This is a genomic window from Methylothermus subterraneus (assembly GCF_054656915.1).
Genome location: NZ_BAAHXK010000016.1, coordinates 1 through 13,743, shown reverse-complemented (window position 1 = coordinate 13,743; position 13,743 = coordinate 1). Strand labels below are relative to the sequence as shown.

Below are 13,743 nucleotides of genomic sequence, written 5' to 3'. Positions count from 1 at the left end.
TCAACTGTTACTCCAGTTCAATTTGGCCCGCAAAATTTCAAAAAAATCGTAATCGAGCGGATGCAACAGGGTAAACGGCTTGTCCGCCTTGCGGATGCGGATGTGATCGTCGAACCGGACCTCGGGGATCGAAACGTTGTCGCAAGAAATCTCAGCGCGCATCTCTTTGGCTGCGCCGAAAGCGATTTCCACCTCGCTGGCGCCGGAAATGACGATCGGCCGGTTGGTCAAAGTGTGGGGGTTGATCGGCACCAGCTCGATCGCGTCGAGGGTGGGATAAATGATCGGGCCACCGCCGGACAAGGCGTAGGCGGTAGAGCCGGTGGGCGTAGAGACGATCAGGCCATCGGCACGCTGGCGGTTGAGAAAGCGGCCGTCGATGTGGGTGACGATTTCGATCATGCTCGGCGTGACCCAGCGGTGAACCACCACTTCGTTGACCGCCAATTCCTCGCGGATAACCTGACCACAACGCAAAATTTGGGCGTGCAGCAGCAGCCGCGCCTCCGCGCGATAGTGGCCGGCGAGGATTTCGTCCAGTTTGGACAGGGCTTGCTCTGGGGAAACGTCCACCAAAAAGCCGACCCGGCCGAGGTTGACGCCGATCACCGGGGTGTCGAACTCGGCCACCGCGCGTACCGTGTTGAGCAGCGTGCCGTCGCCGCCCACGGCGATCACCACGTCGCATTCCTCGCCCAGCCGGCGGGGTGGGCGGAGCACCTCTGCCGGTACCGGCAGCAGCTGGCCGCCGGCCTCCTCGAACAGGACTTTGAATCCGCGCTGGCTAAGATGCCGGTAGATCGTCGCCAGGGTAGGACCTGCCCCTTTGGCACTGGGTTTGGCGATGATGCCGACGGTGTGGAAACGTCCTTTCACGAAGCGTACTGGCGACTTAAAGCAACCCAAACTACGTTATATTAGGCATTCGTTGACAATATATCCAGAGATTGCTAGTTTGGCACTCTCCATTTAAGAGTGCTAATTGTTTTGCGCCTTGACCCAACTCCAAGTCCTATGGAATTGACCGAACGTGCTCAACACCTGCTCAAGGTCCTGATCGAGCGTTATATCGAAGAAGGCCAGCCGGTGGGTTCACGCACCCTAGCGCGGGATGCCGGCTTAAACTTAAGTCCGGCAACGGTCCGCAACGTCGTCGCCGATCTAGAGGAAATGGGGCTGGTGACTTCGCCCCACACTTCCGCCGGCCGCGTGCCTACGGTCAAGGGATACCGCTTGTTCATCGATTCGCTGCTCACGGTCAAGCCGCTGGAGCAGGCCCTGACGCAAAAACTGTGGCAGGACTTCGAAGCCTTGGAAGACCCGCACGAATTGCTCGAGACGGCGTCGCGGCTGCTTTCCCGCATCACCCACATGGCCGGCGTAGTCACCTTGCCGCGGCGCCAGCAGATCGCGCTACGGCAGATCGAGTTTTTGCCCCTGTCGCAGGGGCGCGTGCTGGTGATCCTAGTGACCGACGATCAGGAGATCCACAACCGGATCATCCGTCCGACCCAACCGTTTACCCCGTCGCAGCTGCAACAGGCGGCCAACTATTTGAACGCTCATCTTAAGGGCAAGCGCCTGACCGAATTGCGCTCTACTCTGCTGCGCGAGCTGCAACAGGCGGGAGAGCAACTTTCCGCCGAGATTCGATCGGTGCTGGAAATGGCCGAAAAGGCGCTCGAAACAGAAGAAGCCGAGGGCGATTTCGTCCTTAGCGGTCAGACCAATCTGATGGATTTTGCCGAGCTGGCCGATCGCACCAGGCTTCGGACGCTGTTTGAGGCGTTCGAGGAAAAACGCAACCTGCTGCACCTCTTAGACCAATGCATCGAGGCCGAAGGCGTCCAAATCTTCATCGGCGAAGAATCCGGCTATGAGCCTTTGGAGCAGTGCAGCCTGGTGACTCGCAGCTACGTAGTCGATGGGCGAACTTTAGGCGTGCTCGGCGTGATCGGGCCGACCCGCATGCACTATGAAAACGTCATCCCGCTGGTCGACGTTACGGCCAAGCTCCTAAGCGCGGCCTTGAATCAAAAACTGAAGTCCCCATCTTAACGCCAGTTTTTAAATTTTTTAAGGAGCGGTTATGACCGAGGAAAGCAAGATTACCCAGGAAGAAACAGCGGCAACGGATCAAGCTGAGGCAAACGCTGCAGAATCCCAAGAGACTTTGCAGCAAAAGCTGGCCGAAGCCGAGCGTAAGGCCGAGGAGAATTGGGATAAGTTCCTGCGCACGCAAGCCGAGCTGGAAAACCTACGCCGGCGCATGGAGCGCGAGTTGCAGAACGCGCAGAAATACGCAATTGAAAAATTCGCCAAAGACCTGTTATCGGTAGCGGACAGCTTGGAACTCGGGCTTAAGGCAGCGGTAGAAACCGAAGATTTAGACAAGATTCGCGAAGGGCTGGAGCTGACTTTGAAGCAACTTCTCACCGTGTTCGACCGCTTCAACGTCCGCCCCATCGATCCTTTAGGCGAGAAGTTCAACCCCGAATTCCATCAGGCCATGGCGGTGGAGGAAGTGAAAGGGGCCGAACCCGACCGCGTGATCAAGGTATTCCAAAAAGGCTATGTTCTAAACGACCGTATCCTCCGCCCCGCCTTGGTCGTAGTGGCCAGGCCCAGCGCGGAGAGCCAGCCGCGCATCGACGAGCAGGCTTGAATTTTGCGCAGCCGGCCCCATTTCATCCACATAGTTTAGGCGATCCCGGAAAGTTTTTTTAAGGAGACAAGGCATGGCAAAGATTTTAGGTATCGATCTAGGCACGACCAACTCGTGCATGGCGATTTTGGAAGGCGGCAAGGCGAAGGTGATCGAGAACGCCGAAGGCACCCGCACGACGCCGTCGATCGTGGCGTTTACCAAGGACGGGGAAGTGCTGGTGGGGCATCCGGCCAAACGCCAGGCGATCACCAACCCGCAAAACACCTTCTACGCGGTCAAGCGCTTGATCGGGCGGCGCTTTGACGATCCGGTAGTGAAAAAAGACATGGACATGGTGCCCTACAAGATCGTCTCGGCTCCCAACGGCGATGCGTGGGTGGAGGTTCCGGCGCTGGGCAAGAAAATGGCGCCGCCGGAGATCTCCGCCCGCGTGCTGAGGAAACTGAAAGAGGACGCCGAAGCCTACCTGGGCGAGGAAATCAAGGAAGCGGTCATCACCGTGCCGGCCTATTTTAACGATTCGCAGCGCCAGGCGACTAAAGACGCGGGCCGCATCGCCGGGCTCGAAGTCAAGCGCATCATCAACGAGCCGACCGCCGCCGCCCTCGCCTTCGGGCTGGACAAGCAGAAAGGCGATCGCAAGATCGCGGTCTACGACTTGGGGGGCGGGACGTTCGACATCTCCATCATCGAGATGGCGGAAGTGGAGGGCGAGCGCCAGTTCGAGGTGCTTTCCACCAACGGCGACACCTTCCTCGGCGGCGAGGACTTTGACAAGCGCATCATCGACTATTTAGTGGATGAATTCAAAAAGGATACCGGCATCGACCTGCGCAACGATCCTTTGGCCCTGCAGCGGCTAAAAGAAGCCGCCGAGAAGGCCAAGATCGAGCTGTCCTCGACCCAACAGACCGAGATCAACCTCCCGTATATCACCGCCGATGCGACCGGCCCCAAGCACTTGAACGTGCGGCTGACGCGGGCAAAACTCGAGGCTTTGACTGAGGATCTGATCGAAAGGACCCGCCGTCCCTGTGAGATCGCGCTCAAGGACGCGGGACTCTCGCCAGCCGACATCGACGACGTCATCCTGGTGGGCGGCCAGACCCGCATGCCCAAGGTGCAGGAGTTCGTCCGGCAGATTTTCGGCAAGGAGCCGCGTAAAGACGTCAACCCGGACGAGGCGGTAGCGCTTGGGGCGGCGATCCAAGCGGGCGTTTTGGGGGGCGAGGTCAAAGACGTGCTGCTGCTCGACGTGACCCCCTTGTCGCTCGGGATCGAAACCTTAGGAGGGGTGATGACCAAGCTGATCGAGAAGAACACCACCATTCCCACCAAGGTCACCCAGATTTTCTCCACCGCCGAGGACAATCAGACCGCGGTCACGATCCACGTCCTTCAGGGCGAGCGCGAGATGGCCAAGGACAACAAGTCGCTGGGCAAATTCGACCTGACCGGGATTCCGCCGGCGCCGCGCGGGGTGCCGCAGATCGAAGTGACCTTCGACATCGACGCCAACGGCATCTTGCACGTCTCGGCGCGAGACAAGGCAACCGGCCGCGAACAGTCGATCGTCATCCGCGCCTCCAGCGGTCTGACCGAGGAGGAAATCCAGCGCATGATTCGCGACGCCGAGCTGCACGCCGAGGAGGACCGCAAGTTCAAAGAGCTGGTAACGGCGCGCAACGAGGCCGACGCCCTCATCCACGCCACGCGCAAGAGCCTAGACGAGTTGGGCGCTAAAGTCTCGGCGGCGGATAAGGAGCGGATCGAGGCGGTCATCAAAGACCTGGAAGCGGCCATGAAAGGCGACGACAAGGCGGCCATCCAAGCCAAAACCCGGCAGCTGGCAGAGCTGTCCGGCAAGGTAGCGCAGCAGGCCTACAGCGCAACGGGCAGCGCCGAAGCGCAAGCCGAGACCTCCCGCCCAAGCAGCGAGGAAGTGGTGGACGCCGAGTTCGAGGAAGTCAAAGACAACAAGAAATAACCTAGTTCATCTCGCCTGCCGCCAAAGCAGCGGCAGGCGCTGTTTCAAACTATGGCGGAAGATTATTACGCGATCTTAGGAGTCCCTCGCAACGCCAGCGAGGCGGAGATTAAACGCGCGTTCCGCAAGCTGGCGATGAAATACCATCCGGACCGCAATCCAAACGACCCCAGCGCCGAGGAACGTTTCAAAGAGATCAAAGAAGCTTACGACGTCCTGAGCGACCCGCAAAAACGCGCAGCTTACGATCAATTCGGCCACGCTGGCGTCCACGGCGCTTCCGGCGCAGGCTTTAGCGCCGAAACGTTCAACGACATTTTCAGCGAAGTGTTCGAAGACTTGTTCGGCCTCGGCCGAGGCCGGGGGCACCGCACCCGCGCCAGGCGAGGCACGGATTTGCGCTATAACCTGGAGTTGAGCTTGGAAGAGGCGGTCGCCGGGACGGAAGTGCAGATTCAAGTGCCCACCCTGGTCGTTTGCGACGAATGCGGCGGCAGTGGGGTCTCTCCGGGAAGCCGGCCGGTTACTTGCCCTTTGTGCCACGGCCAGGGAGTGGTGCGGATGCAGCAGGGATTTTTCTCGATCCAACAGACTTGTCCCAACTGCCAAGGGACAGGGCAAGAAAACCGCAACCCTTGCTCGAAGTGCCGCGGTCGCGGCCGAGTGCCACAGACCAAGCGGCTTCGAGTCAAGATCCCGCCTGGGGTGGATACGGGGGATCGGATCCGCCTGGCCGGAGAAGGAGAAGCAGGGGAACACGGCGGTCCTCCCGGCGATCTGTACGTTCAAATCCACGTCAAAAAGCATCCCATCTTCACCCGCGAAGGCAACGACCTCCACTGTGAAGTGCCGATCCGCTTCACCACGGCGGCCCTAGGCGGGGAGGTGGAGATTCCAACCCTAGATGGCAAGGCGATCCTGAAAATCCCTCCAGAAACCCAGACCGGCACGTTGTTCCGCCTGCGCGAGAAAGGGGTAAAATCGGCGCGCGGCGGCCCTCCGGGCGATTTGATCTGCCGAGTACGGATAGAAACGCCGGTGCACCTGACCAAGGAGCAAATCGAATTGCTTCGCAAACTGGACGAGTCCCTCAAAGGCGGAGAGCAACGCCACAACCCCCAAGCCCACGGTTGGCTCGACGGGGTCAGGCAGTTTTTCGAGAAATTACGGCCAAAAGGACACTGAGATGATTCGCATCGCAATCGCTGGAGCCGGCGGGCGCATGGGCCGAACCCTGATCCAAGCGCTGACGCAAACGGAGGACATGCGCCTGACCGCCGCTATTGCACGCCCCGATTCGGCGTCCTTAGGCCAGGACGCCGGGGTCTTGGCCGGCGTCGGCGAGCTTGGCGTTCCGGTTCAAGCCAGCCTAGAGGGCGCCGATTTCGACGTCTTGATCGATTTTAGCCAGCCCCAAGCCTGTCAAACTTTGGTCGCGCATTGCCGCAATCACGGCCAGCGCCTGGTGATCGGCACCACCGGTTTGAGCGACTTAGATCGCGCCGCAATCGAAGCGGCCGCGCGCGAGATTCCGATCGTGCTCTCCCCCAACATGAGCGTGGGCGTGAATCTGGCCTTAAAGCTGCTCCAAACCGCGGCCAAGGTGCTGGGAGACGAAGTGGACGTAGAGATCATCGAAGCCCATCATCGGCATAAGCGCGATGCCCCCTCGGGCACGGCCTTGCGCATGGGAGAAGTCGTAGCCCAAGCCTTGGGTCGGGATCTCAAGACTTGGGCCCAATACGGCCGCTATGGCAACACGGGAGAGCGCGACCGCCGGACCATCGGCTTTGCCTCGCTCCGCGCCGGCGACATCGTCGGCGAACACACCGTCCTGTTTGCAGGAGAAGGCGAGCGCCTCGAAATCACCCACAAAGCTTCCAGCCGGATGACCTTTGCTAAAGGGGCCTTGCGCGCAGCGCGCTGGCTAACGGGTCAGGGCCCTGGGCTCTACGATATGCAAGACGTCTTAGGTCTCTAAGACTTAAGAATTGACGTCGGCAGGTTTCTGAATTAAAGTTTGAATTTCCTAATGGCTCATGGGCCGGGTGGCGTGCTTGGCGGTAAAAAGCCGCTCAAGCCAGCGACGTTCAAAAACCATAACTCGTAAATATCAAGTGGAGCAAGCACATGGCAAAAAAAGTGATGATTCAGTTTGCGCTCGATTCTCTAGACCCGCAAGTCACTTTGGATCTGGCGGCTAAAGCCGCCCCGTACGTCGACATCCTGGAAATCGGGACGCCGTGCATCAAGTACAACGGTATCTCCCTCGTCAAAGAGATGAAGTCTCGCTTCCCGGACAAGAAGGTTCTGGTCGATCTCAAGACCATGGATGCTGGCGAATACGAAGCCAAGCCTTTCTTTGAGGCGGGCGCCGACATCACCACCGTGCTGGGAGTAGCGGAACTGGCGACCATCAAAGGCGTGATCAAAGCGGCCCACGCGCACAACGGTTGGGCTCAAGTCGACCTGATGAACGTTCCCGACAAAGCCGCCTGCGCCAAAGCAGTAGTCGAGGCCGGCGCGGACATCGTGGGCGTGCATACCGGTCTGGATCAGCAAGCGGCCGGCATGACCCCGTTTACCGACCTCAACCTAATTTCCAGCTTGGGGTTGAACGTCATGATCTCCTGCGCCGGTGGGGTCAAGCACGAAACCGTGCAGGATGTGGTGCGCGCCGGCGCCAATATCGTGGTGGTTGGCGGAGCGATCTACGGTGCGCCGGATCCTGCGGCGGCAGCCAAGAAGTTCCGCGAACTGGTCGATGCGGTTTGAGGGCCTGAGGAATGAATCCGCACCGGAAGCTCGTTCTCGATAAAATTACCGAGATTCTGGCCGCAACCCCGGACGACTACGAGGATCGCCTTACCAAAATGATCGATGCCGCCGACCAAGTGTTCGTCGGCGGTCAGGGGCGGTCGGGTTTGGTCACCAAGTTCTTTGTCATGCGCCTGATGCACGCCGGTTACAAGGCGTTCGCGCTGGGCGAGACGGTGACCCCGGCGATCCGCGCCGGAGACTTGTTCATCGTGATCTCCGGCTCCGGCGAGACCGGCTCGCTGATCACCAACGCCAAGAAAGCCAAGGAAATCGGCGCCAAAGTCGTCCTAATCACGGCCAAGAGCAGTTCGACCATCGGCGACATCGCGGACGAGGTCCTGCAAATCGGGACCGACAGCTCCTACCAGAAGGTATTTGGGCTGCCGATGGGAACGATGTTCGAGCTGTCCGCGCTGATCTTCCTGGAAGCGCAGATTTCTCATGTGATTCATGAGAAGAACATTCCCGAAGAGGAGATGCGTTCACGCCACGCCGTCTTGGAGTGACAGCGGTCAGTTTCTATCCCCTTTGCAAGCCAAGGCAAGTACCCCAATCGGTACTTGCCTTTTTTGCCTTAGCTTTCTCTAGGATGCCGTAGAATATCCCAGAACTAGTTGATCCCCGGGCTTGGTATCGTTTTAGCCATCCCGCCGGGTTTGACATGCCTTCGAGGGAGACGTGAAAAAAACAGCCATCTTGGCCTTGGAAACCGGGGTAGTTTTTCAAGGCATCTCGATCGGAGCGGCCGGATTTCGGGTCGGCGAGGTCGTTTTCAACACCGCCATGACGGGTTATCAGGAAATCTTGACCGATCCGTCTTACGCGCGCCAGATCGTGACTTTGACCTACCCGCATATCGGCAACACCGGCGTGAACTCAGAAGACGTCGAGTGCGCCCGCATCCATGCAGCCGGGCTGGTGGTGAAGGACGTACCGCCCTTCCCCAGCAACTGGCGGATGACCGAAACTTTGCCGGAGTATCTCAGGCGCCAAGGCGTCGTCGGGCTGGCGGGGATCGACACGCGAAAACTCACCCGCATCTTGCGCGATCAAGGCGCCCTGCGGGGCTGTCTATGGGCTGGCCCGGACCTAGACGCTCAGGAAGCCATCGCGAAAGCGAGGGCTTTCCCCGGTCTCAAAGGCATGGATTTAGCGCGCGAGGTCAGCTGCAACGCGCCGTATGCCTGGAACCAGACCCGCTGGCGACTAGGAACTGGGTACGGTGAACTGGATCGCCCCCGCTATCGGGTGGTGGTCTACGACTTTGGCGTCAAGTTCAACATCTTACGCGAACTTGCCGAGCGCGGCTGCGAAGTGACGGTGGTGCCAGCGACCACACCGGCTGCCGAAGTCCTAGACTTGGCGCCGGACGGCGTTTTGTTGTCCAACGGGCCGGGAGATCCGGAGCCTTGCACTTACGCGATTTCGGCGATTCGGAAGTTGTTGGCGGCCGGGGTGCCGATATTCGGCATCTGTCTGGGCCATCAACTGTTGGCCTTGGCGTGCGGAGCGAAAACGGTCAAGATGAAGTTTGGCCATCACGGCGCCAACCATCCGGTTCAGGAGCTCGCCACGGGGCGGGTGATGATTTCCAGCCAGAACCACGGTTTTGCCGTAGACGAAGAGAGCCTTCCGCCCTCCCTCAAGCCCACCCATCGCTCCCTGTTCGATGGCAGCCTCCAAGGCATCGAACACACCGAGCTTCCCGCCTTCGGCTTCCAAGGTCATCCTGAAGCCAGTCCCGGGCCGCATGACATGGCAAACCTGTTCGACCGTTTTATCGCGATGATGGCCAATCGACGTTGATGTTTCATGCCTAAAAGAACCGACATCCACACTGTTCTCGTACTCGGCGCCGGCCCCATCGTGATCGGCCAGGCGTGCGAATTCGACTACTCCGGAACCCAGGCCTTGAAGGCTTTGCGCGAAGAGGGTTACCGGACCGTCCTGGTAAATTCCAACCCGGCTACCATCATGACCGATCCAAATATGGCGGATCGCGTTTATATCGAGCCGGTGGATTGGCCGACGGTGGCCAAAATCATCGAGAGCGAGCGCCCGGATGCCTTGCTTCCCACGATGGGTGGACAGACGGCCTTGAACTGCGCGATGGACCTATACCGCCGCGGCCTCTTGGAACAATATGGGGTTGAGCTGATCGGCGCCAGCCCCAAGGCGATCGAACAGGCCGAAGACCGGGACCTCTTCCGCCGGGCGATGGTCGAGATCGGGCTTGAAGTGCCCAAGTCCGAGATCGCCCACAATCTAGAGGAAGCCCTGGACGCGTTGGCGAGGATCGGCTTTCCGGCAGTCATCCGCCCGTCTTTTACCTTAGGCGGCAGCGGCGGCGGCATCGCTTACAACCGCGAGGAGTTCGTCGAGATCTGCGAGCGCGGATTGGAACTCTCGCCGGTGCGCGAACTGCTCATCGAAGAGTCGGTGCTTGGCTGGAAAGAGTTCGAAATGGAGGTGGTGCGCGATAGCCACGACAACTGCATCATCGTCTGCGCGATCGAAAACTTAGACCCCATGGGGGTACACACCGGCGACTCGATCACCGTCGCCCCCGCCCAGACTTTGACCGACAAGGAATATCAGCGCATGCGCGATGCCGCGATCGCGGTGTTGCGCAAGATCGGCGTCGATACCGGCGGCTCCAACGTCCAGTTCGCGCTCAATCCCAAAGACGGCCGGCTGGTGGTGATCGAAATGAACCCCAGGGTATCGCGTTCCTCGGCGCTGGCTTCCAAAGCCACGGGTTTCCCCATCGCGAAAGTGGCGGCCAAACTGGCGGTGGGGTACACCTTGGACGAATTGCGCAACGAGATCACCGGCGGCTTGATTCCCGCCTCCTTCGAGCCTACGCTCGATTACGTGGTGACCAAGGTGCCGCGCTTTGCTTTCGAGAAGTTCCCCGACGCCGACGACCGCCTCACCACCCAGATGAAGTCGGTGGGGGAAGTGATGGCGATCGGCCGCACTTTTCAGGAGTCCTTGCAGAAGGCTTTGCGGGGACTGGAGATCGGCGTCGACGGGCTGACCGAAAAACTCGATCTCAACGCGGAGGATGCCCGCGACCGGCTGGTGCGCGAGCTTTCCAGCCCCGGCCCGCATCGGCTCTGGTACGTGGCCGATGCGTTCCGCTTCGGCATGACCCTGGAAGAAGTCCACGGCTACAGCCGCATCGATCCTTGGTTCCTGGCGCAGATCGAGGAGATCGTGCGCGTGGAAGATTCCCTTAAAGCCAAGACCCTAGCGGCTCTGGACGCCGAAGAATTATATCGCTTAAAGCGCATGGGCTTTGCCGATTCACGCCTGGCGTACCTGCTTGACAGCTCCGAGGCCGAAGTGCGCGCCACGCGCCACAAGTACGGGATTCGGCCGGTTTACAAACGCATCGACTCGTGCGCGGCCGAGTTTGCCTCCACTACCGCCTATCTTTATTCCACCTACGAGACAGAATGCGAAGCCAACCCGTCCGCGCGGCCCAAGATCGTGGTGCTCGGCGGCGGCCCCAACCGCATCGGCCAAGGGATCGAATTCGATTATTGCTGCGTCCACGCCGCCCTGGCCCTTAGAGAGGATGGCTTTGAGACCATTATGGTCAACTGTAACCCAGAAACCGTCTCCACCGATTTCGACGCCTCCGACCGGCTGTACTTTGAGCCTTTGGCCTTAGAAGATGTGTTGGAGATCGTCGCGCTGGAGAAACCGCAAGGGGTGATCGTCCAGTACGGCGGACAAACGCCGCTGAAACTGGCGCGCGACCTTGAGGCCGCCGGCGTGCCTATCATCGGCACTTCCCCCGACTCCATCGATCTGGCCGAAGACCGCGAGCGCTTCCAAAAGCTCGTCGAACGCCTAAAGCTCAAACAACCCGAAAATCGGACTGCCAGGTCGCTGGAAGAGGCGATTCTAGCCGCGCGGGAGCTTGGATTTCCGCTCGTGGTGCGGCCGTCCTACGTGCTCGGGGGGCGGGCGATGGAGATCGTCTTCAACGAAGAGGAGCTGCGCCGCTACATGGTCGAGGCGGTGAGCGTCTCCAATCGCTCGCCGGTGCTTTTGGACCGGTTTTTGGACGACGCGGTGGAAGTGGACGTGGACGCCGTCAGCGACGGTGACCAGGTCTTCATCGGCGCGGTCATGGAGCACATCGAACAAGCCGGTATCCACTCCGGGGACTCGGCTTGCTCCATCCCTCCCTTTGGGCTTGCACGCGCGGTGCAAGAGCAGCTGAGCGATCAGGTCCGCTGCCTGGCCAAGGCGCTGGGCGTGGTGGGCCTGATGAATGCCCAGTTCGCGGTCAAGGACGGGGAAATTTATATCTTAGAAGTCAACCCGCGCGCCTCGCGTACGGTTCCCTTCGTATCCAAAGCCACAGGCCTCCCTTTGGCTAAGATCGCGGCCCGCTGCATGGTCGGCCGATCCCTTGCCGCCCAGGGGGTGACGCAGGAACGCGTTCCCCGCTATTATGCGGTCAAAGAAGCGGTGTTTCCGTTCATCAAATTCCCTAAGGTGGACCCCCTCTTGGGGCCGGAGATGAAATCCACCGGCGAAGTGATGGGTGTAGGGATGAGCTTCGGCGAAGCTTATGCCAAGGCGCAACAGGCGGCAGGCAGTCGCCTTCCGCGCAGCGGTCGGGTGTTGCTTAGCGTGCGCGATCGTGACAAGACCCGCCTGGTCGGCATCGCGAAGAATCTCGTGGAAAAAGGGTTTACCCTCGTAGCGACTCCTGGAACGGCGCAAGCCTTACAAACGGCTGGAATCGCCTGCGCGGTAGTAAACAAGGTCGGCCAAGGGCGGCCGCACGTGGTCGATCTCATCAAGAACGGCGAGGTCGAATTAATCATCAATACCACCGAAGGCAAAAAGGCGATCGCCGACTCTTTCCTGATCCGGCGCGAGGCCTTGCAACGCCAGATCACCTACACCACCACCTTAGCTGGGGCTTTCGCCATCTGTCACGCTTTGGATGCCTTAAATACCGGTCAAGTCTATAGTCTGCAGGATTTGCATCGACAGTGGATCGATTCGGAACAGGAGAGGTAGGTCGATGAAAAAAGTGCCTTTAACGGTCAAAGGTGCAGAAAAGCTCCGACAAGAATTGCACGAACTCAAGACCGTGGTGCGACCGAAGATCATCCAAGCCATCGCCGAAGCTCGGGCGCACGGCGATTTACGGGAAAACGCCGAGTACCACGCCGCACGCGAACAGCAAAGCTTCGTCGAAGGGCGGATTCGCGAACTCGAGACCAAACTGGCCAATGCGCAGATTATCGATGTGACCCAAATCGATGCCGACGGCAAAGTAGTGTTCGGCGCGACCGTCGAACTTTGCGACTTGGAGAGCGGCGAGACCGTAATCTACCAGATCGTCGGAGAAGACGAAGCCGACCTCAAACAAGGCCTGATCTCGGTTTCCTCCCCGATCGGCCGAGCGCTAATCGGCAAACAGGCTGAGGACGTGGTGGAAGTAAAAACACCTAAGGGCACGCGCGAATACGAAATCCTGGCAGTGCGTTATGAATGAACCTAAGGCAAAGCCCAAGCGTCTAAAAGTGAAATAAAATGCTAAGTTAACGCCTTATGGCAAGAACCCCGAGCAGCCGGCGCTGGCTGGCAGAGCACTTCGACGACGCTTATGTGCGCCTGGCGCAAGCGCAGGGTTATCGCTCCCGGGCGGTATTCAAACTGCAGGAAATCCAAGCCCGCGATCGAATCTTGGCGCCGGGGATGACGGTGGTCGATCTGGGCGCGGCTCCTGGGGGGTGGTCGCAGTTTGCCGCAGACCAGATCAAGCCAGGAGGAAAAATCGTCGCCGTAGATATCTTGCCCATGGACCCCTTGCCGGGAGTGACTTTTCTCCAAGGCGATTTCACCGAAGAGCAGACCTGGCAACGTTTAAAGGCTGTTTTGCAAGAGAGGCCGGTAAATGTGGTGCTGTCTGACCTGGCTCCCAACCTCAGCGGCAATCGCAGCGTCGATCAAGCGCGCGCCGTCCATCTTGCCGAGCTGGCTCTGGACACCGCGGAACAGCTTTTGGTGGAAGGCGGGTGTTTGCTGACGAAACTTTTTCAAGGAGAAGGGTTCGAAGCATTTCAGAAGCGCCTGCGCACCCGATTTGCCAAAGTCACGACCCGTAAGCCTAAAGCCTCGCGATCCCGCAGTCGAGAGGTGTATCTTCTGGCCCAAGGGTTTCGAGGGTAATCCGATAATCAGGCGCAATTTTTAGGAGAAAGCGCGTATGAACAACATGCTGAAAAACATT

At 59.4% G+C, this 13,743-nt stretch carries 12 protein-coding genes; 11 read left to right on the top strand and 1 reads right to left on the bottom strand.

Features of this window, described 5'->3' with window-relative positions; genetic code table 11:
• On the bottom strand, window positions 1–876 hold the full coding sequence (locus ACYQ3M_RS11085; protein WP_460036147.1) for an NAD(+) kinase: 876 nt from the start codon (window positions 874–876) through the stop codon (window positions 1–3).
• Window positions 877–1,014: 138 nt separating this feature from the next.
• On the opposite strand from ACYQ3M_RS11085, the gene hrcA reads away from it, so the two are divergent.
• The 11 genes from hrcA (at window position 1,015) to rlmE (ending at window position 13,682) form a co-directional block, all read left to right on the top strand.
• Complete coding sequence (gene hrcA / locus ACYQ3M_RS11080) at window positions 1,015–2,058, top strand: heat-inducible transcriptional repressor HrcA (protein WP_460036146.1); 1,044 nt, start codon at window positions 1,015–1,017, stop codon at window positions 2,056–2,058.
• 31 nt (window positions 2,059–2,089) lie between these two features.
• Entirely contained in the window at window positions 2,090–2,665 is a 576-nt protein-coding gene (gene grpE / locus ACYQ3M_RS11075) for a nucleotide exchange factor GrpE (protein ID WP_460036145.1), read from the top strand.
• 73 nt (window positions 2,666–2,738) lie between these two features.
• A complete protein-coding gene (dnaK, locus tag ACYQ3M_RS11070) occupies window positions 2,739–4,655 on the top strand; it encodes a molecular chaperone DnaK (RefSeq protein WP_460036144.1) in 1,917 nt (638 codons plus the stop codon).
• A gap of 51 nt (window positions 4,656–4,706) precedes the next feature.
• A complete protein-coding gene (dnaJ, locus tag ACYQ3M_RS11065; RefSeq protein ID WP_460036143.1) occupies window positions 4,707–5,840 on the top strand; it encodes a molecular chaperone DnaJ in 1,134 nt (377 codons plus the stop codon).
• Window position 5,841: 1 nt separating this feature from the next.
• Window positions 5,842–6,636 carry a 4-hydroxy-tetrahydrodipicolinate reductase gene (gene dapB / locus ACYQ3M_RS11060; protein WP_460036142.1) on the top strand — a complete coding sequence of 265 codons (795 nt, stop codon included), beginning with the start codon at window positions 5,842–5,844 and terminating at the stop codon, window positions 6,634–6,636.
• Window positions 6,637–6,785: 149 nt separating this feature from the next.
• The gene (hxlA, locus tag ACYQ3M_RS11055; protein ID WP_460036141.1) at window positions 6,786–7,430 is read left to right on the top strand and encodes a 3-hexulose-6-phosphate synthase; all 645 of its coding nucleotides are present in this window, start codon (window positions 6,786–6,788) and stop codon (window positions 7,428–7,430) included.
• Between the two features lie 11 nt (window positions 7,431–7,441).
• Complete coding sequence (gene hxlB / locus ACYQ3M_RS11050; protein WP_460036140.1) at window positions 7,442–7,981, top strand: 6-phospho-3-hexuloisomerase; 540 nt, start codon at window positions 7,442–7,444, stop codon at window positions 7,979–7,981.
• A gap of 172 nt (window positions 7,982–8,153) precedes the next feature.
• On the top strand, window positions 8,154–9,281 hold the full coding sequence (carA, locus tag ACYQ3M_RS11045; protein ID WP_460036139.1) for a glutamine-hydrolyzing carbamoyl-phosphate synthase small subunit: 1,128 nt from the start codon (window positions 8,154–8,156) through the stop codon (window positions 9,279–9,281).
• 6 nt (window positions 9,282–9,287) lie between these two features.
• Window positions 9,288–12,524 (top strand): carbamoyl-phosphate synthase large subunit, encoded by a 3,237-nt coding sequence (carB, locus tag ACYQ3M_RS11040; protein ID WP_460036138.1) that lies wholly within the window; start codon window positions 9,288–9,290, stop codon window positions 12,522–12,524.
• Window positions 12,525–12,528: 4 nt separating this feature from the next.
• A complete protein-coding gene (gene greA / locus ACYQ3M_RS11035; protein ID WP_460036137.1) occupies window positions 12,529–13,005 on the top strand; it encodes a transcription elongation factor GreA in 477 nt (158 codons plus the stop codon).
• Between the two features lie 56 nt (window positions 13,006–13,061).
• Window positions 13,062–13,682, top strand: coding sequence for a 23S rRNA (uridine(2552)-2'-O)-methyltransferase RlmE (gene rlmE / locus ACYQ3M_RS11030; RefSeq protein ID WP_460036136.1), 621 nt, complete (start codon window positions 13,062–13,064; stop codon window positions 13,680–13,682).
• The last annotated feature ends 61 nt before the right edge of the window (window positions 13,683–13,743 follow it).